This is a genomic window from Bradyrhizobium ganzhouense, assembly GCF_049949285.1.
Classification (GTDB): domain Bacteria; phylum Pseudomonadota; class Alphaproteobacteria; order Rhizobiales; family Xanthobacteraceae; genus Bradyrhizobium; species Bradyrhizobium ganzhouense.
Map to the genome: position 1 here is coordinate 6767959 of NZ_CP181318.1, position 20437 is coordinate 6788395.

Sequence of the window (20437 nt, forward strand, 5' to 3'; positions counted from 1 at the left end):
CCCGCGATGCCCTCCAAGCTGGCGATCAGCTACCGAAACGTCACCAAGAGCTTCGGCCCCCTCAGGGCCGTCGACGACGTCTCGCTCGACATCCCCGAGGGCGAATTTCTGGCCATCGTCGGCGGCTCGGGCTCGGGCAAGACGACGCTGCTACGGCTTGCCAACCGGCTGATCGAGGCCGATGGCGGCACCATCACGGTCGAGGGCGAGGACGTCCAGAACATCGATCCGGTCGCGCTGCGGCGCCGGATCGGCTACGTCTTCCAGAGCGGCGGACTATTTCCGCATTTGAGCGTCGCCGACAATATCGGGATCACGCCAAAGCTGCTCGGCCAGCCTATGGCCGACATTGCCGCGCGCGTCGACGAACTCATCGAGCTGGTGCAGCTCGACCGTGCCTCCCATCGTGACAGGCTGCCGGAGGCGCTTTCGGGTGGGCAGCGCCAGCGCGTCGGCGTGGCGCGGGCGCTGGCGGCAAGGCCTCGCATCGTGCTGATGGACGAGCCGTTCGGCGCGCTCGATCCCATCACGCGCGATGCGCTCGGCGAGGATTTTCGCGAGCTGCACCACAAGCTCGGCCTGACCACCGTGATGATCACGCACGACATGACGGAGGCGATCTTGCTCGCCGACCGCATCGCGGTGATGCGCGGCGGCAAGCTGCTCGCGCTGGGCACGCCGTCGGAGCTCTCGGCAAGCAGCGATGCCTACGTGCTGGAGCTGCTGCGCACGCCGCGGCGCCAGGTCGAGCGGCTGAACGCGCTGCTGCCACAAAGCGGTGCCGCATGATAACCGATCCGCGCTGGGGCGAGGCGCTGTCGCATTTGCCCGACTATCTCGGCAACCATGTGCGGGTGAGTCTCGCCGCGCTCGCGCTTGGCCTGATCGTCAGCCTACCGCTCGCAATCCTCACACGCAATCGCCCGGCGCCGCGCGCCATCCTGCTCGCGCTCGCCAGCATCGTGCAGACTGTGCCGGGGCTGGCGCTGCTCGCGCTGTTCTATCCGCTGCTGCTGCTCGCAGCGTCGGTGACGCTGAAATGGTTCGGCGTCTCCTTCTCCGCATTCGGCTTCCTGCCGGCGATGCTGGCACTGGCGCTCTATTCGATGCTGCCGGTGCTGCGCAACGGCATCACCGGGCTCAACGGCATCGACCCCGCGCTGATCGAAGCCGCCAAAGGCGTCGGCATGACGGAGCGGCAGTCGCTGGTCATGGTCGAGCTTCCGCTGGCGCTGCCGGTGATGATGGCGGGCATCCGCACCGCCGCCGTGTGGGTGATCGGCACCGCGACGCTGTCGACGCCGATCGGTCAGACCAGCCTCGGCAATTATATTTTTGCAGGGCTGCAGACCCAGAACTGGGTGTTCGTGCTGTTCGGCTGCCTTGCCTCGGCCCTGCTCGCGCTCGCCGTCGATCAGCTGCTCGGCCTGATCGAGAGCGGCCTGCGCAATCGCAGCCGCCTGGGCGCCGGGCTCGGTGCGATCGGGATCGCGGCGCTGGTTGCGGCGACCCTGGTGCCGACGATGGGGCGTTCGTCGTCCGGCTATGTGGTCGGTGCAAAAACCTTTGCCGAGCAATATGTGCTCTCGGCCCTGCTTCGAGACCGCCTCCAGGCGGCCGGCCTCTCCGCCACGGCGCGGTCGGGTCTCGGCTCGAGCGTGATCTTCGAGGCGCTGAAGGCCGGCGACATCGATCTCTATGTCGACTATTCCGGCACGCTCTGGGCCAACCAGTTGCACCGCACCGACATCAAGCCGCGCGCGGAGCTGGTAGCAGATTTGAAGACGGCGCTCGCCAGGGACAACATCACGCTGCTCGGCGAGCTCGGTTTCGAGAATGCCTATGCGCTGGTGCTCCCGAAGAAGCGTGCCGACGCGCTTGGCATCCACACCATCGCCGATCTCGCCGCGCACGCATCAACGATGTCGATCGCAGGCGACTATGAATTCTTCTCGCGACCGGAATGGGCGGCGCTGCAGAAAGCCTATGGCCTTCAGTTCAGCGCGCAGCGCCAGATGCAGCCGGACTTCATGTATGCGGCGGTGGCGAGCGGCGAGGTCGATGTCATCGCGGGCTACACCAGCGACGGGCTGATCGCGAAGTACGAATTGGTGGCGCTCGACGATCCCAAGCAAGCGATCCCGCCTTACGATGCCATCCTGCTGCTGGCGCCGAAACGTGCCGGTGACGAGCGATTGCAGGCCGCGTTGAAGCCGTTGCTGGGGAAGATCGATATTGCCACGATGCGAGAGGCGAATTTGCGCGCCGCCGGTAATGATGCGATTTCGTCGCCGGATTCGGTGGCGAAGTGGCTGTGGGGGAAGGTCGGTAAGCAGTAGGCCGCACTCGACGTACGCTTAATCCGTCATCCTGAGGTGCGAGTGTTGCGATGCAAGCGCATCGCAACACGAGCCTCGAAGGATGCACGGCCGGGATGCAGCCGGGCCGTCGCCCTTCGAGGCCTCCGCTTCGCTCCGGCACCTCAGGGTGACGGTGATGAAGACTAAAGCCCGTGAATCATCCCGGCATTGATCAGCAGACGGTTTAGCCGCCGCGCCTCGGCGCCGTCCTTGCAGCCGTAGAAGATGCCCTTGCAGCGGAGCATGATCTCCTTCTGCTCCGTGAAGGACGGATCGAGCGGAATGCCGGCGGCTTCCTGGATCACCAGCGGCAGATAGGGACCGTCGACCGTGTCCATCACTGCATCGCTTTTCACCGGCTCGAAATTGACGGCGTCGATCGCGTAATAGGTCGCATAAAGACGCGGATCGTAAGCGTCGAGCTTCTTGCCGATCGCCCCCTCGTCGAGCCCGGGCTCGAGCAGATTGGGCGCGAACTCAGGCTGGTGATCGCCATAGCGCACGATCAGGAAGGGCTCGCCCGGAAAATTCTTCTTCAAGCCCGCAATGAAGGCCTTGTATTGCTCGGCGCTCATCGCCTGCCGGCGCAGATATTCGTCGATGGACGGCACGTTGCCCGGCGCGCGCCAATTCGGCACCAGATCGGGGCGGAAGCGCGTCTCCCAGGGGAAATGATTGGCGCCGAGATAGATGAAGGTGAACAGCGGCTTGTTGGGCGTCCGCTCGCCCATCAGCCGCAGCGCCTTGTCGTAGAAGAAGCTGTCGGGCTCGACGTCCTTCGCGCCGAGATCCCGGGAGTCGAGGAAGCGCTCGACGCCGGTCGTCACCTGAAAGCTGCGCGCGCCCATGAAGCCGCCATAGGCGGGATAGAGCGACATGGTGTCGTAGCCGCAACGGCGCAATGCCAGCGGCAGGCCGCGCTCGACGCGGCCCGAGGCGATGCGCGTCACGAAATAGGCAAAGCGGCCGAACGAGCGCGAGGAGAGACCGGCCAGCACGTTGTATTCGGTGAACCAGCTCGGCCCGCCATTGCTCTCGGCCAGGAATGTGCGCTCCTTGCCGTCCCAGGACTTGAAGTGGCTGCCATAGCCCGACGGCACCTTGATGCCCTGTGCGGCGCGGATGTCAAAACTCGATTCATCATGGATCATGATGATGTTCGGCCGGCGGCCGGCCGGATGGCAAGCGTCGACCAGCGGGATGTTGAGCCGCTCGTCGGTCGAGGCGGCCGACTCCATAAAACCGTACTGCACGAAATCGGAGACCGCAGTGACGCCGGAGCGGAAGAACTTTGAGAGATAGCCGTCGTCGTAATAGCCGCGCCAGGCTTCGTCGGGATGGTAGACGGAATAGCCGACAAGCCCGGCGAGACATGCGAGCATCGACGCCAGCGCAGGCAGGCGGCGGATGCGGAACGGATCGAGCCACCACAGCGCATACATCAGCGGCAGCGTGACCAGGCCGGCCCCGATCACCGACCAGCGCAAATTCGGGAAGATCGTGAACAAGAACGCGACCGTGTCGCGGTCGATCATCATCAAATCGATGAAGTTAACCGTCATCTGCACGACGTCGTGCTTGAGCCGCGACAGCAGCACCAGCACCACGACCATGGTCAGCGATAGCGCGCCCGACAGGGCCGGCCGGCGCAACAGCGTGATCCAGAAGAAGTTGAGGATGCCCCAGGCGAGCAGGAAGGACAGGCGCGAACCGAAATCGGTCTCGGTCTCGTACATCAGCGCAAGCGCTGCGAAATGCGGCGCGGCAACTGCGAGCAGCCGCCAGATGCCGAGCGCGGCAACGCTCGCCAGAACGGCGGTGGTGGCGGAAGGACCTGAATTGGGCGCGGACGCCATCGACGACACGCAACTTCTGGTCCGGCGGGTGATGCCAAGCCGTCTGACCGGCCTGCGGCGTTCGACGCAGCCGGAAAGCCTGCGCCGTGTCATAAAACTGTAATGGAATGGTCACGGGCAGGCAACGCGATCGGCCATCCGACCTTCGCTTAATGTTAGCGGGTGGCGAAAGGCCGCACTTCAGGTGACGCTAGGGCTTGGCGATCCCCGCGATGAACAGATCGATCACCCCCTCCGCCATTCGCTCGATTTCGTCCTCCGCCACGCCCCAGCGCGGAAAATGGCCGTCGAGATTCATCCGGGCAAAGCCGTAAACCAGAGCACGGCCGGCGATCAGGATGCCTTTGATATCCGTCGATCGCAGCAGGCCCTGCTCGGCCGCCTCGGCCAGCATCCGGTCGGTGAGCGCGACCAGCTCGGCATTGTCCCGCGTCAGCTCGGCCGAACTGCCATGGGCGAAATAGCGCCCCGTGGAGATGATCTCGAAGTGCGCGGGGTTGCGCATCGCCCAGCGCACATAGGCGACGCCGAAGGCGCGGAAGCGGGCCAGCGGGTCGGCCGACGGCGCATCCACCAGTGCGGCCTCGATCTCGGCACGAAAGCGCCGCTGCGCCTCCTCGGCCACCGCCGCCATCAGCGCGTCGCGATTGGGGAAGTGCCGGAACGGCGCCCCCGGCGACACCGCGGCCCGGCGCGCGGCCTCGCGCACGGACACCTCGGCACCCTCAGCCGCCAGTTGCAGCGCAGCATCGATCAGCACCCGGCGGAGGTCGCCGTGATGATAGGGCCGGGCTTCCAGTGTCCGGCGACGGGCGCGAGGTTTTGAGGTCTGAGGCTTGGAGGTCTGACGGGCGGGCATGGCGCCTTCTAGCATCACCCGAACGTGAATGTAAGCAGCGATTACACCATTGACGATCCTGTTAGAGCCAAATGTAATCGATGATTACATAAGGAAGGAGACCACCATGTCGCAACGTCAAAGCTGGTTCGAAGGCTGGCGGCTGCTTGCCGTCCTCACGCTGAGCCTGATTGCCTTAAGCCTCTGGATCGCCTCGATGCGGCAGTTCGAGGTCGAGGGCGTGCGCATGGTGATCCGCTTCACGGCACGCAGCTCGCTCTTGCTGTTCTGCCTGGCCTTCGGTGCCGCGGCGCTGGCGCGGCTCTGGCCAAACGCCTGGACACGCTGGCAGCGCCGCAACCGCCGCTATCTGGGCCTCAGTTTTGCGGCCTCCCACGCCATCCATGCGGTTGCGATCGTCGCGTTCGCCAAGATGGACCCGGCCGGCTTTGCGGAGGCCACCTCGCCGGCCTCCTACATCTTCGGCGCCATCGGTTATGCCGTGATCATCGCCATGAGCGCGACCTCATTCGACCGCACGGCGGCGCTGATCGGACCGCGCGTCTGGCGCGCGCTGCACCTCATCGGCGGCTACTACCTCTGGTTCCAGTTCATGGTATCGTTCGGCAAGCGCGTGCCGGCCATGCCGGCCTACGCGGCGTTCCTTGTTCCGCTGCTCGCCGTGATGGCGCTGCGCATGCTCGCGATGGCTGCCCATCCGCGCGGACGGACGGCTGCGGCAGGCTGAGCGGCGCTTCAGCCTTGAGGCAGCAGCCCGAGCCGCTTGGCAATGATGCGGTCGACCGTGCGCTTGGGCAGCGCAGTGGTCATGAAGTGCCGCAGCCAGTCCGGCGTGATCTGGTAGCGCACCTTGGGACTTGGCGCCGTGAGCGCCTCGAAGACCACTTCGGCGATTCGCTCAGCCGGCAGCCCGGTCTCACCGAGCTTCATCATGAACGCCATGACCTTGTTGAGCGCCGGGAGATAGGGCGAGTTCTGGTAGACCGACATATCGAACTGCTCGGCCTTGCTCCAGATCGGCGTCTTCACCGCGCCGGGCGCGACGATGATGACGTCGATGCCGAACAACATCAGCTCGCGGCGCAGGCTTTCCGACAGGCCCTCGATCGCATGCTTGGAGGCGCAATAGGGTGCCGACAACGGATTGCCGTTCTTGCCTGCAACCGAGCTGATCATCACGATCCGCCCTTTCGGCCCTTTCAGCGACGGATCGGCGCCGAGCAACGGTCCGAACGCCTGCGTCGAGATCACAGGGCCGATGACGTTCACGTCCATCTGGCGGCGGAAATCATCCGCCGACAATTCGAGCACGGGGCCAGCGACGGCAACGCCGGCATTGTTGACGAGACCAGCCAGCGTCTCGCCGCCCAGCGCCTCGCGCACCTGCCGCGCGGCCGCCAGCACGGCGGCCTCGTCGGTGACGTCGAACAGCAGCGGCGTGAAGTTTTGGCCGAACTCACCCTTCAGCCGGTCGGCGTCGGCCTGCTTGCGGACGCTGCCGAAGACGCGATAGCCGCGCCCAATCAGAAATTTCGCAATGGCCCAGCCGATGCCGGTGGATGCACCGGTGATGACGACAGATCGCATGGTCTTCCCCCCCTTTTGTGCCCCGCGATCAATGTAAGGGGAGGCCGCGCCAGCGCAATGCCATCAGGTTCTCAAGCCGCGCAGCGGTGAGCTTTTTCGAGAACTTGGCGTATTGCAAGAACGGGCAGCAGGTGTCGGTTCTTAAGATGAAGCGGCGTGCGAACATCGAAACATGCGCTTGATCGCGCGCTGAGAGCGCGGATGAAGAGTCGAATCCTAAACTCTGAGGACACAGAGCTTTTGACGCTCGCGACTTCTGGAAAAGTTCTGAAGAACGACGCGAACTCAAGAATGTGGTTTAAGCGTCAGTTCTTGGCTCTCTGAGAGCACATCAACTCGCGAAGAATTTGAATGAAGCCGCAATGCTTCGCGCGAGATGAAAAGAGCGAGACCGCTGTTTGCGATCTCGCTCAGATATAGTCGCTAAGATTTAAGATTTGGTTTGGCGAGCGACGCTTTTTGTTTTCGCATCCGCGTCCAGAACGTAGCGCGTCACCGACGCGCCACGTCCGGAGATCGCCGCCTTAGTTCTTCGACTTGTCGACCAGCGCGCCCTTCTTGATCCAGGGCATCATGTCGCGCAGCTTGGCGCCGACTTCCTCGATCGGGTGCTGGGCGAGCTTGGCGCGGGTCGCCTTGAACGAGGTCTGGTTGACCTTGTTCTCGAGCATCCAGTCGCGAGCGAACTTGCCGCCCTGGATGTCGGCGAGAACGCGCTTCATCTCGGCCTTGGTCTCGGCGGTGACGATGCGAGGACCGGTGACGTACTCGCCGTACTCGGCCGTGTTGGAGATCGAGTAGTTCATGTTGGCGATGCCGCCTTCATAGATCAGGTCGACGATCAGCTTCACTTCGTGCAGGCACTCGAAATAGGCCATCTCCGGCGCGTAGCCGGCTTCGACCAGGGTCTCGTAGCCGCCCTTGATCAGCTCGACCAGGCCGCCGCAGAGCACGACCTGCTCGCCGAACAAATCGGTCTCGCACTCTTCCTTGAAGGTGGTCTCGATGATGCCGGCGCGGCCACCACCGACAGCCGAAGCGTAGGACAGGCCGAGGTCATGGGCGTTGCCCGAGACGTCCTTGGCGATCGCGATCAGGCAGGGCACGCCGCCGCCGCGCTGGTACTCCGAACGCACGGTGTGGCCGGGGCCTTTCGGCGCGATCATCAGCACGTCGAGGTCAGCGCGCGGATCGAGCAGGTTGAAGTGGACGTTGAGACCGTGCGCGAAGACGAGGGCGGCGCCCTTCTTCATGTTGTCGTGCAGGTGCTCGCGATAGATGTCGCCCTGGAGCTCGTCCGGGGTCAGCATCATGACGAGGTCGGCCCATTTGGCGGCTTCGGCAACTTCCATCACCTTGAAGCCAGCGGCCTCCGCCTTCTTGACCGAGCCCGAGTCCTTGCGCAGCGCAATGGCGACGTCCTTGACGCCGGAGTCCTTCAGATTGAGCGCATGGGCGTGACCCTGGCTGCCATAGCCGACGATGGCGACCTTCTTGCCCTTGATCAGGTTCAGGTCGGCGTCGCGATCGTAATAAACACGCATAGTCGTTTCCTCGTTCAGGGCCAGAATCGGCCGATAGTCAGTGTCCGAAGGGTGAAATTTGCGGATTTCGGGGGCTGTCTAGAGCATTTTCAGCCCTTAGGGAAACCCGTTTCTGCATGGAAATCCGCGACATCATGCATCCATGAAAACGGGGTAGAGGGAGGCGAGCAGCAGCAGCGCCATCAGGATATTGAAGGCGCGGACCAGCCGCTCAGAGGTCAGCACCGGTCGTAGTGCGGTGCCGAAGAAGGCCCAGACCACGGTCGAGACCGTGCCGACCAGCAGGCTGATCAGGGTCTGGATGGCGATGTTGATCGGGAACTGGGCAATCGCCGCGTAGGCGGTGATGGTGCCGATCACGATCACCCAGCCCTTGGCATTGATCCACTGGAACATGGCGGCGCCCCAGAAGGTCATCGGGCCGCGGCCGTCCCCCTCACCCGGCTTGGCAGGGCCGGAGAAGGCGATGACGGCGGCCAAGTAAATCAGATAGGCCGCACCGGCATATTTCAGGATGGTTTGGAGGATCGGATAGGCCAGAAACACCGTGCCGAGCCCGAGGCCGACCGCGCCGACCATGAAAGCAAAACCGATGACGATGCCGGCGATGTGGGGGATGGTGCGCCGGAAGCCGTAGGTCAGCCCCGAGGCCAGCAGCATGATGTTGTTCGGCCCGGGGGTGAAGTACATCACCACCATGAAGGCGAGGAAGGCGTAGAAGAGCGAGTTGGCCATGTTCACCTCACGCAGTCTTCGCAAGCGATTCTTTGGGTAACGCCTTTTCTTTGGGTAACGCCCTGGGCCGCTTCACCAGCACCATCACCGCGATGCCACCGATCACGGTCAGCATGCCGGCGAGGCGCAGCGGCCCGAACCGCTCGCCGAACACGATGCTGGACGCAGCCGAGCCGACGAACGGCACCAAGAGCGCGAACGGCACGACTTGCGCAGCGGGATAATCGCGCAGCAGCCGGCCCCACAGCCAATAGGCGATGCTGGTCGAGATTGCTCCGATCACCAGCAGGCAGATCAGGCCGGTGAGCGACATATGGATCAGCGACTGGAAGGTCGGCGCCGGCCCGTTCACGACGAGCGCGAGTGCGAACAGCGGCACCGCGGCGGTGAGGCAGAGCCAGGCGAACAGATCGAACATTGGCGCGCCGCGAGCACCGCGCAGCAGGAGATTGCCGACAGCAAAGCAGATCGGTGCGATCATCAGCACCGCGAAGGCGCCGACGCTGAAATCATAACCGACGGTGCCGCAGATCATGAGCAGCCCGATGGCTGCGATGACGATGCCGAGTGTCTGCGCTGGCGTCGGACGCTCGCCGAAGACGAGCGCCGCAAAGCCGATCGTGAACAGCGCCTGGCTCTGCACGACGACGGAAGTCAGCCCCACCGGCACGCCATGGGCGATGCCGTAGGCCTGGCTCAGGAACTGGCCGAGGAACAGCGTGAAACTGATCGCGATCAGGAGCGACCAGGCGACCTTCGGCTTGGGAATGAACAGGCACGGCACCGCAGCAATGGAAAAACGCATCGCTGTCATCAGCTCCGGCGAAAACTCGTCGAGCGCGATCCGGCTCGCCACAAAGGCAAGCCCCCAGATGATCGCCACCATGAGGGCGATGAGGATGTCGGCCGGCTTCATTGTTGTTTCCGGTTCTGCCCTGTCGTGCAGCCCTGCTTGTTCTTCTGGTCTAGCCTTGCTCGCCGGCTTTCGGTTTGCGGAGGAGATAAGTGCCGTGCATCGGTGCGTGATAGTCGGCCGAGACCAGCGTGAAGCCGACATCGGTCAGCATCCGCTCCATCACCCAGCCGAAGGTGGAGTATTCGTCGCGCATATGTGTCACCACGCTCTCGCGCGAGAAATCGTGGTTCTTGATGTGGTAGTCGGCCCATTGCTCGACATCGCGCTCGACGGCGTCGGGCATCGACGCGTAGACGATGTCGCGCAGGTAAAAGGTCGCACCCGGCTTGAGCGCGCGAAAGATCCGCGACATTGCGACCGCCTTCCAGAAATCCGGCAGATGATGCAGCGTGAACTCGCTGACGATCAGATCGTAGGATTCCGCCTGGTAAGCAAAACTGAGCAGGCCGGCCGATTGCGTGCGGACAGGCGCCTTGCGGTCGCGGGCATAGATCTCGGCCAGCGCCAGCATCGCCGGCGAGATATCGATGGCATCAACTTGGGCACCCATCAGCGCGGCTTCGGTCGCCAGCACGCCGTTGCCGCAGCCGATGTCGGCAATGCGCCAGCCCCGCTGTACGCCCAGCATCTTCAGCGCGGCGCGCGCCCGCAGATCGGCATCGTCGTGGGCGTCGTAGATCGACGCCACCGCGGGCTCGATGCCCATCCGGTTCCGCTCGTTATAATACCAGTCGCGCGCCAGCATGGTTCACATCCCTTCGGGCCCGCGGCCGATCGCGGCAACGCCGGTGCGCGACACCTCGACAAGGCCGAGCGGGCGCATCAGGTCGATAAACTGGTTGATCTTGTCCGTATTGCCCGTGATCTCGAACACGAAGCTCTCGGTGGTGGCGTCGATGACGCGGGCGCGGAAGGCATCCGCCAGCCGCAACGCCTCGACCCGATGCTCGCCCTGCCCGCGCACCTTGACCATCGCGAGCTCGCGTTCGATCGAGCGCTTGGTCTGGGTCATGTCGACGACCTGGTAGACCGGGATCATGCGATCGAGCTGGTGCTTGATCTGCTGGATCACCATCGGCGTCCCCGTGGTGACGATGGTGATGCGGGAGAGATGCTTCTGGCTCTCGGTCTCCGAGACTGTGAGGCTCTCGATGTTGTAGCCGCGGCCGGAGAACAGGCCGATGACCCGGGCGAGCACGCCGGGCTCGTTCTGCACGAGCACCGCAAGCGTGTGCGTCTCGTTGGGATCGTGACGGTCCTCGATGAAGTAGGCGGATGCGGGCTGGTTCATTGTCGTCCCCTTCAAATCTTCTTTGTCATGTCGGCGAAGGCGGCTGCGTCATCGCCGGCTCACACCAGCGCCTTGCCGCCGGCGAACGCCTTGGCGGTGGCTTCGTCGTTGGCCTGCTCGGGCAACAGCATCTCGTTGTGCGCCTTGCCGGAGGGGATCATCGGGAAGCAGTTTTCCAGCGCCGCAACACGGCAGTCGAACAGCACCGGGCGCTTGACCGAGATCATCTCCTTGATGGCGCCTTCGAGATCGGCAGGCCTGGTGACCTGGAGACCGACGCCGCCATAGGCTTCCGCGAGCTTGACGAAATCCGGCAACGCCTCCGAGTAGGAATGCGACAGCCGGTTGCCGTGGAGCAGCTGCTGCCACTGCCGCACCATGCCCATATACTGGTTGTTCAGGATGAAGATCTTGATCGGCAGCTCGTACTGAACCGCCGTCGACATCTCCTGCATCGTCATCTGCACCGAGGCGTCGCCCGCGATGTCGATGACGAGGCTGTCGGGATGGGCGACCTGCACGCCGATCGCGGCCGGCAGGCCGTAGCCCATCGTGCCGAGACCGCCCGACGTCATCCAGCGATGCGGCTCCTCGAAGCCGTAGAACTGCGCCGCCCACATCTGATGCTGGCCGACTTCGGTCGTGATGTAGGTGTCCTTGCCGCGCGTCGCTTCGAACAGGCTTTGGATCGCATGCTGCGGCAGGATGACGTCGTTGCTCTTCCTGTAATAGAGCGAGTTGCGGGCACGCCACTGCGCGATCTGCTGCCACCAGGTCTTGATGTCGGGCTTCTTCGCCTCGGCCTTGAACACCTGGAGGATGTCACCGAGGATATTGCCGCAATCGCCGATGATCGGCACGTCGACACGGATGTTCTTGTTGATCGAGGACGGATCGATGTCGATGTGGATCTTCTTCGAATTCGGCGAGAACGCATCGAGACGGCCGGTGATGCGGTCGTCGAAGCGCGCGCCGACGCACAGCATGACGTCGCAATCATGCATGGTCATGTTGGCTTCGTAGGTACCATGCATGCCGAGCATGCCGAGCCAGTTCTTGCCCGACGCCGGATACGCACCCAGGCCCATCAGCGTCGAGGTGATCGGGAAGCCCGTGACCTCGACCAGCTCGCGCAGCAACTTGGTCGCCTCGGGACCGGAATTGATGACACCGCCGCCGCTGTAGATCACCGGGCGCTTGGCGCCCGCGAGCAGCGACACGGCCTTGCGGATCTGCGTCGCATCGCCCTTCACGCGCGGCGCGTAGGAGCGATGCACGTCGGATTTGCGCGGCGGATGATAGGTGCCGGTCGCGAACTGCACGTCCTTGGGAACGTCGACCAGCACCGGGCCCGGACGGCCCGTGGTCGCAACGTAGAAGGCCTCGTGCAGCACCTTGGCGAGATCGTTGACGTCGCGCACCAGCCAATTGTGCTTGGTGCAGGGGCGTGTGATGCCGACGGTGTCGCATTCCTGGAACGCGTCGTTGCCGATCAGATGCGTCGGCACCTGGCCGGAGATGCAGACCAGCGGGATCGAGTCCATCAGTGCGTCGGTCAACGGCGTCACCATGTTGGTGGCGCCGGGGCCGGAGGTCACCAGCGCAACGCCCGGCTTGCCGGTCGAGCGCGCATAGCCCTCGGCGGCATGACCCGCGCCCTGCTCGTGGCGGACCAGGATGTGCTGGACCTCGCTCTGCTGGAAGATCTCGTCATAGATCGGAAGCACCGCGCCGCCGGGATAGCCGAAAATGTCGGTCACGCCGTGATCGATGAGCGCGCGGACGATCATCGCAGCGCCGGTCATCTGGTTCGGATCGTGGCTCTTGTCGGTCATTGGCTTGCTCCGGATGCGCTGTTGCCAGCGGCTTCGTTCTGGTCGGGTTCGAGAAATAAAAAAGGCCCCGAAGAGGGACCCTGCACACCGCCTGTCATGTGGATGGCAGCTAGCCACCCCCGGCGGTGTGCCTGGGTACGACGGCGATAAGGAGGTTGGTAATAATGTTACGCATGGCAGGTGCTCGGCTTCCCAAAGGTTGCGCGAAACATAACGACCAGAGCCTCGATGTCAAGGCAAAGCGGCCGCTTCCGCGATTTTGGCAGTGTAGCGGTGTTCCCAGGGTTCGGCGAGAGGTAAAATCGGGAACCCGCGCACAAAAGCGCGTCATCTACGATGCCGACCCGCGTTGACGGCGGCTGCCAGCCATTCCCTCGCCTCCTCCGGCTTCACCCATTCGAACTCCGGCAATTGGTGCCGGAACCAGGTGAATTGCCGTTTGGCGTAGTGGCGGGTGTCGGCCCGGCCGATCGTGGCGGCCTCCTCCAGGCTGAGCTCACCGCGCAGATGCCGGATCAGGGCCGGCACACCGTGGGCCTTCATGGCCGGCAGCAGCGGATCGAGGCTGCGGGCGGCGAGCCGCTCAACCTCGGTCAGGGCGCCGGCGCCCAGCATGGCGTCGAAGCGGGCGTCGATACGGGCATAGAGCTCGTCACGCTCGGGCGCGAGAAACACCGCGCGGAAACTGTCCTTCGGCAGCAGCGGCGGCTGGCCCTCATGGTGCCAGTCCAGCAGCGAACGGCCGGTCGCCTCGATCACTTCGAGCGCACGCGCGATCCGCGTGCGGTCGCGGAGATTCAGTCGCTCGGCCGCACTCGGGTCCCGACGCGCAAGTTCCGCATGCAGCGCCTCGACGCCATTCCGCTCCAGCCGGGCACGTACGTCCTCACGTATTTCCGCAGGGATCGGCGGCACGACCGAGAGACCCGCCGTCAGCGCCTTGAAATACAGCCCGGTGCCGCCAATGAAGATCGGCAGGCGGCCCTCGGCCTTCGCCTCTTCCAGCATCTTCGCGGCGTCGGCCACCCAGGCGCCGGCGGAAAAGTTCACGGCCGCATCGACATGGCCATAGAGGCGATGGGGAACGCGTGCCTCCTCATCCTGCGTGGGACGCGCAGTGATGACGCGGAGGTCGCGATAGACCTGCATGGAATCGGCATTGATGACGATTCCGCCCGCACTCAGCGCAAGCTCCAGCGCCAGCGCCGACTTGCCGCTGGCGGTCGGGCCTGCGATAAGCACGGCCTTGCTCGAATGCCACTCGCTCACGAAAACCTCAAATGTCCCTCGTCGCTACGCTGATCTGCAATCCCGCCAATCCCGCCCTCGACTCGACCATCGTCGACGGCGCCCGCGCCGTGTTGCCGCAAGCGGCCCCCGCGCACTGGCTGTTCGACGGGGTCGCGGTCGACATTCCCTTCGGTGCCGACAGTAACCTCGAAGGCGACCGTCACGCCATCGAAGAGCGGTTGCGCGAGCTTCGCGGCGATCTGCCCATCGATATCGTGGTGCAGCCTGCCGGCGTCCGGCGCAAGAAGCTTTTTCTCGCCGACATGGATTCCACCATGATCGGCCAGGAATGCATCGACGAGCTCGCGGATCTCGTCGGGATGAAGGCGCATGTGGCGGCCATCACCGAACGCGCGATGCGCGGCGAGATCGAGTTCGAGCCGGCACTGCGCGAGCGCGTCGCGCTCCTGAAGGATCTCCCTGCCAGCGTTGTCGACGAGGTGCTGGCCAAGCGCATCACGCTGACCCCGGGCGGCCGCGAATTGGTCGCGACCATGCGCGCGCAAGGCGCCTACACCTGCCTCGTCTCCGGCGGCTTTACGCTGTTCACCAGCGCGGTCGCCGCCAAGATCGGCTTCCAGGAGAACCGCGCCAACGAGCTCGTCGTGCGCGACGGCAAGTTCACCGGCGAAGTGAAGGAGCCGATCCTGGGTCGCGCCGCCAAGCTCGCGACGCTGGTGGATTTGATGGAGTCGTTCGATCTCGACGACATCGACTCAATCGTCGTCGGCGACGGCGCCAATGACCTCGCGATGATCCAGGCGGCGGGACTGGGCGTGGCGTATCACGCCAAGCCGGCCGTCGCGGCCGCCGCGGCCGCACGGATCGACCACGGCGATCTCACCGCGCTGCTGTATGCACAGGGCTATAAGCGCGACGAGTTCGTCGAGGGGTAGCTTCCCCCTCCGCCGTCATCACCCGCGAAAGCGGGTGATCCAGTATTCCAGAGACACCGCGAGGATGCGGAGATGCTGCGGCGTACTGGATGCCCCGGTCGAGCCGGGGCATGACAGTGAGTGCGTGGCTGAGAGCGCGGGCCTTACTGCACGCTCAGCGCCACAAACCGCAGCTCGCCGTCGCCGTTCGAGACCAGCAGCAGCACGGACTTCTTGCCGTCCTTCTTGAGCTGGTCCACCCGCTTCTGGATGTCGGCGCCGCTCGCGACCGCTTCCTGCGCGACTTCGACGATGACGTCGCCGGCGGAGAGCCGCTTCTCGGCAGCGTCCGAATTGGCATCGACATTGGTGACGACAACGCCCTTGACGGTGTCCTTGATCTTGTAGCGCGTGCGCAGATCCTTGTTCAGCACGGCGAGATCGAGGCCGAGCGCCTTCTGCGTCACCGGCTTCTCAGGCGGCGGCTCGTCGGTCTTCACCGCGGCCTGCACCTTGTCGGGATCCTGCAGGCGGCCGAGCGTGACCTTCTTGGTCTGCTCCTCGCCCTTGCGGATGATGACGACGTCGACCTCCTTGCCGACCGCGGTGTCGGCGACGACGCGGGACAGATCCTTCGGGTCCTTGACGTCCTTGCCGTCGAACTTGACGACGACGTCGCCGGGCTCGATGCCGGCCGGCTTGGCCGGGCCCTTGTCGTCGACGCCGGCCACCAGCGCGCCGCGCGCCGGCTTGATGTTGAGGCTCTCGGCAATCTCGTCGGTGACGCTCTGGATGCGCACGCCGAGCCAGCCGCGACGCAATTCGCCGAACTGGCGGAGCTGGTCGACGACGCCTGCGACCGTCTTCGACGGCACGGCGAAGCCGATGCCGATCGAGCCGCCGGAGGGCGAGATGATCAGGGTGTTGACACCGATGACGTCGCCTTCAAGATTGAACAGCGGGCCACCGGAATTACCGCGATTGATGGCGGCGTCGGTCTGGATGTAGCTGTCATACGGCCCCGAGGAGATGTCGCGGTTCTTGGCCGAGACGATGCCCGCGGTCACCGTGCCGCCGAGGCTGAAGGGGTTGCCGATCGCGACCACCCAGTCACCCAGACGCAGCTTGTCGGAGTCGCCGAACTTCACCGAAACAAGCGGCTTCGGCGGCTTGAACTTCAAGACGGCAAGATCGGTCTTCTTGTCGACACCGACGAGATCAGCCTTGATCTTGGTGCCGTCGTTGAGAATGACGTTGATCTCGTCGGCATCGGCGATGACGTGATTGTTGGTCACGACGACGCCGGAGGTGTCGATGATGAAGCCGCTTCCGAGCGAGTTGGTCTTGCGCGGCGGACCATTGCCGTTATCGCCGCCCTTGCTGCCGCCGCCGGGCCCTTTGCGGTTCTTGAAGAAGTCGTCGAAGAATTCCTCGAACGGCGAGCCGGGCGGCAGTTGCGGCATGGTGTTGCTGCCGCCGCCTTTGGCCTCGACCGTCTGCGAGGTCGAGATGTTGACGACCGCGTCGATCACCTTCTCGGCGACGTCGGCGATGCCCTCCGGTCCGCGTGCCTGCGCCGGCGAGCCGAACACACTGAAAGCACTGAGCGCGAGCGCGGCCAGCCCAAATCGCGCATGTTGGCGCAAGCGGGTCGGGACAATGGTGGCAGCGGTCATTGTGGTCTCCAGAGAATAAGGATTCGGCCTCAAGACTGCGCTCGAACGGGGGCACGGCGCAAGCGCGGAGCTTAGCGGGCCTCAAGACCTGGATAATACGGCGAAACCCCGCCTCTCGCCTTCACTTTGGCGTTGGCTGTGCGGCTAGATCGGACGTCGCATCACCCAGATCAGGATCAGGCCGGCCACGGCCGAGCCGATCCCGACCGCCCGCAGGATGTTGTCCGGCGTGGCGATGGCGCTCTTCATGGCCTTGCGCATCCAGTTCGGACTGGCCGCGAACATCAAGCCTTCCAGCACGAACAGAATGCCTAAGCCGATGAGGAAGTCGGCGAACGCAATGGACCTCATCGGATTGGAACCTCCCGTGGTGCTGTTTTTGTCTGGACGAAGGGCGGCCAACCAGCCGCCCTTGTCTAGCTTACGGTTTCGCCAGCGTCTCGGTTGCCGTCTTGCCCGACGGGTTACCAAAATACCGGAAGAAATCCGAGTCCGGCCGCAGCAGGAAGCGGGTGTCGTCCTTCTTCAGCCCGGTCTCATAGGCCGTCATCGACCGGTAGAAGGCGAAGAAGTCAGCATCCTTGCCATAGGCCTCGGCGAACAGGCGATTGCGCTCGGCGTCGCCGACACCACGCGTCTGCTCGGCGGTCGAGTTCGCTTCGGCAATGATAACCGTCACGTCGCGGTCGGCCTTCGAACGAATTTCCTGCGCCTTCTGGCCGCCCTGCGCACGGAATTCGGCCGCCTCACGCTGGCGCTCAGACTTCATCCGGTCGTACACCGCCTGGCTGTTCTGCTCGGGCAGATCGGCGCGACGGATCCGGACATCGACAACCTCGATGCCGTAACCACCGGCCTCCCTGTCGAGCTGCTCGCGGATGCGCCCCATCAGCTTCTCGCGCTCGTCACGCACCACAGTGATGAAGTTGACTTCACCGAGCACGCGGCGCAGCGCCGCATTCAACAGCGAGGTGAGCTGGAGGTTCGCCGCCTGGATCGAGCCGACGCTCTGATAGAAGCGCAGCGCATCCTTGATGCGATAGCGCGCAAAGGCGTCGACCACGAGCCGCTTCTGATCGGAGGCAATGACCTCCTGCGACGGGTTCTCGAGGTCGAGGATCCGCTTGTCGACGTTGATCACGGAGTTCCAGGGCGCCTTGAAGTGCAGCCCGGGGTCAATGACGACGTCGACCGGCTTGCCGAATTGCAGCACGATGGTCTGCTCGGTCTGCTGCACCGTGAACAGCGACATGTAGGCGACAATCGCGACCAGAAGCGCTGCGAGCAGCGCGACAATGCCAGTAACCGGAGACCTCATCGCGTGCCTCCGCTCGGCTGCTGGCCGGTCGTCGTGGGCCTCCTGGCCGACAATTCGCTGAGCGGCAGATAGGGCACGACGCCCTGGCCCGAGGGGCCACCGTCATAAATCAGCTTGTCCGAGCCGCCGAGCACGCGCTCCATCGTCTCCAGATAGATCCGTTCACGCGTCACGTCGGGCGCCTTCTTGTATTCCTCGTACACTTTCAGGAAGCGAGAGCTCTGGCCCTTGGCCTCGGCGACCGCCTGCTCCTTGTAGCCTTCGGCGGCCTGCAGAATCTGCGCCGCGCGGCCGCGCGCTTCAGGCACGACCTTGTTGGCGTAGGTCTGCGCCTCGTTCTGCAGCTGCTCCAGATTGGCGCGCGCCGCCTGCACGTCGCGGAAGGCGTCGATCACCTGCGCTGGCGGGTCGACCTTCTGCATCTGCACCTGGGTGATCTGGATGCCGGCGCCGTAGCCGTCGAGCGTCTTCTGCATCAGATCCTGCACGGTGGTCTCGGTCTGCGTCCGGGCTCCGGTCAGGATCGGCTGGATGTCGGAACGGCCGATCACCTCGCGCATCGCGCTTTCGGCGACCGCCTTCACGGTGCCCTCGGGGTTCTGGATGTTGAACAGGAAGTTGCCGACGCCGTTGGGCTTGATGCGCCACAGCACGGTGAAGTCGACATCGACGATGTTCTCGTCGCCGGTCAGCATCAGGCTCTCTTCCGGCACATCACGGATCGAGCGGCCGCGGCGCGCCGGATCGTCGATCAGCGTCATGCCGATGGAAATAGTGGACACGCGCAGTGCCTTCGGCAGCAGCACTGTCTCGATCGGATAGGGCAGATGATAGTTCAGGCCCGGATCCACGGTGCGCACATGCTTGCCGAAGCGCAGCACGACGCCCTGCTCTTCGGACTGCACGCGGAAGAAGCCCGACAACAGCCAGAGTGCGACGACGATAAGCAGGATCAGCGTGATGCCGATGCCGGAGAAATAGCCACCGGGCATGATCTGCTGCAGCCGGTCCTGGCCACGCCGCAGAAGGTCCTCCAGATCCGGCGGCCTCGGCCCGACCGGTTGCGGGCCTGTGCCCCATGGTCCTTTCGGACCCGAGCCCCACGGGCCACCGCCCTGATTCTTCCACGGCATTCGACGCTCTCCTCGGCAGACCGGGACTAGAACTTAAGCCGGCCCGCATTGTCCGGTCCGGCTTTATAGGGGACCGAAAGGACCCTTACAACGCAAGCCTGACCGACCCACGAGCTATGCTCGGGGGCGGAAAAGTCAATGTAAACATTGGCGAATGCAGTTAATGGGGCGCCCGCCGACGATATGTCACATAGGAGTAGTCGGCGCTGTCGTCGGGACCGGCGGGATGGCGGACGCGCGCCACCTCGTCCCATTGCGCCTTGTCGATGTCGAAATGCGTGTCGCCGTCCGGCCGCGCATGCACTTCCGTGATCTCGAGGCGATCGGCGCGATCGAGCCATTGCCGGTAGATTTCGGCGCCGCCGATCACGGCGATTTCAGCGGCTGAACGCCGCAGGGCATCACCAAGCGCAACCGCGCCCGCATCCGCTGCCGATGTCGTAACGACAGCGCCGGCGGCGCGATAGGCCGCATCGCGCGTGATCACGATGTTGGTGCGGTTCGGAAGCGGCCGGCGCCCGGGCAAGGATTCGAAGGTCTTGCGACCCATGATCACGGGCTTGCCGATGGTAAGCGCCTTGAAGCGCGCCATGTCGGATTTCAAGCGCCACGGGATCGCGTTGCCGGCGCCGATGATGCCGTTCTCCGCAATCGCAACGACAAAGACGATCTCCATCAGGAAGCGCTCCCAGCAAGGCGCGTCAGCGCAGGACCGGAAACGCGGCACAGCGTCCAGTCGTCCAGCATCGCGGCGCCGAGCGATTTGTAGAACGCGATCGACGGCGCGTTCCAGTCGAGCACCGCCCATTGCAGGCGCGACCAGCCGTTGTCGACGCATTCCTTCGCCAGATAGACCAGCAGCGCCTTGCCGAGGCCTTTGCCCCGATGCGACGGCCGCACATACAGATCTTCGAGATAGATGCCGTGGCGGCCGCTGAAGGTCGAGAAATTCAGGAACCACACCGCAAAGCCCACGGGCTCGCCGTTCCACTCGGCGATCGCACAAAACAGCCGCGGATCGTTGCCGAACAGCGCGTCGGCAATGTCAGCCTCGGTTGCCTCGACCTCATGCGAGAGCTTTTCGTACTCGGCGAGCTCGCGGACGAAATCAAGAACGAGCCTGGCTTCGCCAGGACGTGCGCGGCGGATGTTCAGCGACATC

General features: G+C 64.3%; 20 protein-coding genes. 4 read left to right on the top strand and 16 right to left on the bottom strand.

Features of this window, described 5'->3' with window-relative positions; genetic code table 11:
- The first annotated feature begins 6 nt into the window (after window positions 1-6).
- Entirely contained in the window at window positions 7-789 is a 783-nt protein-coding gene (locus ACLFLU_RS31375) for an ATP-binding cassette domain-containing protein (RefSeq protein WP_426408588.1), read from the top strand.
- Window positions 786-2339, top strand: coding sequence for an ABC transporter permease/substrate-binding protein (locus ACLFLU_RS31380; RefSeq protein ID WP_426408589.1), 1554 nt, complete (start codon window positions 786-788; stop codon window positions 2337-2339). Before ACLFLU_RS31375 ends, ACLFLU_RS31380 begins: the two co-directional genes overlap by 4 nt.
- Before the next feature lie 164 nt (window positions 2340-2503).
- Here ACLFLU_RS31380 and ACLFLU_RS31385 read toward each other — a convergent pair whose 3' ends face one another.
- Both ACLFLU_RS31385 and ACLFLU_RS31390 read right to left on the bottom strand, forming a co-directional pair.
- The gene (locus ACLFLU_RS31385; protein ID WP_426408590.1) at window positions 2504-4216 is read right to left on the bottom strand and encodes a sulfatase-like hydrolase/transferase; all 1713 of its coding nucleotides are present in this window, start codon (window positions 4214-4216) and stop codon (window positions 2504-2506) included.
- A 190-nt stretch (window positions 4217-4406) separates the two neighbouring features.
- Window positions 4407-5075, bottom strand: a complete 669-nt coding sequence (locus tag ACLFLU_RS31390; RefSeq protein ID WP_426408591.1) for a TetR/AcrR family transcriptional regulator — start codon at window positions 5073-5075, stop codon at window positions 4407-4409.
- Window positions 5076-5181: 106 nt separating this feature from the next.
- Between ACLFLU_RS31390 and ACLFLU_RS31395 the strand changes: the two genes are divergently transcribed.
- Window positions 5182-5802: a hypothetical protein gene (locus ACLFLU_RS31395; protein WP_426408592.1), complete on the top strand. Its 621-nt coding sequence runs from the start codon at window positions 5182-5184 to the stop codon at window positions 5800-5802.
- Between the two features lie 8 nt (window positions 5803-5810).
- Here the strand turns inward: ACLFLU_RS31395 and ACLFLU_RS31400 are convergent, their stop codons facing one another.
- The 8 genes from ACLFLU_RS31400 to miaA form a co-directional block, all read right to left on the bottom strand.
- Complete coding sequence (locus ACLFLU_RS31400) at window positions 5811-6662, bottom strand: SDR family oxidoreductase (protein ID WP_426408593.1); 852 nt, start codon at window positions 6660-6662, stop codon at window positions 5811-5813.
- A gap of 524 nt (window positions 6663-7186) precedes the next feature.
- Entirely contained in the window at window positions 7187-8206 is a 1020-nt protein-coding gene (gene ilvC / locus ACLFLU_RS31405; RefSeq protein ID WP_028145443.1) for a ketol-acid reductoisomerase, read from the bottom strand.
- Window positions 8207-8338: 132 nt separating this feature from the next.
- Complete coding sequence (locus tag ACLFLU_RS31410) at window positions 8339-8941, bottom strand: LysE family translocator (protein ID WP_426408594.1); 603 nt, start codon at window positions 8939-8941, stop codon at window positions 8339-8341.
- A 7-nt stretch (window positions 8942-8948) separates the two neighbouring features.
- Window positions 8949-9857, bottom strand: coding sequence for an EamA family transporter (locus tag ACLFLU_RS31415; RefSeq protein ID WP_426408595.1), 909 nt, complete (start codon window positions 9855-9857; stop codon window positions 8949-8951).
- Window positions 9858-9906: 49 nt separating this feature from the next.
- Window positions 9907-10602 (bottom strand): class I SAM-dependent methyltransferase, encoded by a 696-nt coding sequence (locus tag ACLFLU_RS31420; RefSeq protein ID WP_426408596.1) that lies wholly within the window; start codon window positions 10600-10602, stop codon window positions 9907-9909.
- A gap of 3 nt (window positions 10603-10605) precedes the next feature.
- Window positions 10606-11148 carry an acetolactate synthase small subunit gene (gene ilvN / locus ACLFLU_RS31425; protein WP_426408597.1) on the bottom strand — a complete coding sequence of 181 codons (543 nt, stop codon included), beginning with the start codon at window positions 11146-11148 and terminating at the stop codon, window positions 10606-10608.
- A gap of 59 nt (window positions 11149-11207) precedes the next feature.
- The gene (locus ACLFLU_RS31430; protein ID WP_426408598.1) at window positions 11208-12983 is read right to left on the bottom strand and encodes an acetolactate synthase 3 large subunit; all 1776 of its coding nucleotides are present in this window, start codon (window positions 12981-12983) and stop codon (window positions 11208-11210) included.
- 327 nt (window positions 12984-13310) lie between these two features.
- Entirely contained in the window at window positions 13311-14252 is a 942-nt protein-coding gene (gene miaA, locus ACLFLU_RS31435; protein WP_426408599.1) for a tRNA (adenosine(37)-N6)-dimethylallyltransferase MiaA, read from the bottom strand.
- A gap of 11 nt (window positions 14253-14263) precedes the next feature.
- On the opposite strand from miaA, the gene serB reads away from it, so the two are divergent.
- Window positions 14264-15169, top strand: a complete 906-nt coding sequence (serB, locus tag ACLFLU_RS31440) for a phosphoserine phosphatase SerB (RefSeq protein WP_426408600.1) — start codon at window positions 14264-14266, stop codon at window positions 15167-15169.
- 143 nt (window positions 15170-15312) lie between these two features.
- Here the strand turns inward: serB and ACLFLU_RS31445 are convergent, their stop codons facing one another.
- From ACLFLU_RS31445 to ACLFLU_RS31470, 6 genes are all read right to left on the bottom strand, one after another.
- On the bottom strand, window positions 15313-16824 hold the full coding sequence (locus ACLFLU_RS31445; RefSeq protein ID WP_426408601.1) for a Do family serine endopeptidase: 1512 nt from the start codon (window positions 16822-16824) through the stop codon (window positions 15313-15315).
- Between the two features lie 144 nt (window positions 16825-16968).
- The gene (locus ACLFLU_RS31450) at window positions 16969-17175 is read right to left on the bottom strand and encodes a DUF2065 domain-containing protein (RefSeq protein WP_057747247.1); all 207 of its coding nucleotides are present in this window, start codon (window positions 17173-17175) and stop codon (window positions 16969-16971) included.
- A gap of 70 nt (window positions 17176-17245) precedes the next feature.
- On the bottom strand, window positions 17246-18142 hold the full coding sequence (gene hflC, locus ACLFLU_RS31455; RefSeq protein WP_426408602.1) for a protease modulator HflC: 897 nt from the start codon (window positions 18140-18142) through the stop codon (window positions 17246-17248).
- A complete protein-coding gene (gene hflK, locus ACLFLU_RS31460) occupies window positions 18139-19275 on the bottom strand; it encodes an FtsH protease activity modulator HflK (protein WP_426408603.1) in 1137 nt (378 codons plus the stop codon). Before hflK ends, hflC begins: the two co-directional genes overlap by 4 nt.
- A 160-nt stretch (window positions 19276-19435) precedes the next feature.
- Window positions 19436-19951 carry a dihydrofolate reductase gene (locus tag ACLFLU_RS31465; protein ID WP_426408604.1) on the bottom strand — a complete coding sequence of 172 codons (516 nt, stop codon included), beginning with the start codon at window positions 19949-19951 and terminating at the stop codon, window positions 19436-19438.
- Complete coding sequence (locus ACLFLU_RS31470) at window positions 19951-20436, bottom strand: N-acetyltransferase family protein (RefSeq protein ID WP_426408605.1); 486 nt, start codon at window positions 20434-20436, stop codon at window positions 19951-19953. Before ACLFLU_RS31470 ends, ACLFLU_RS31465 begins: the two co-directional genes overlap by 1 nt.
- Window position 20437 lies beyond the last annotated feature (1 nt).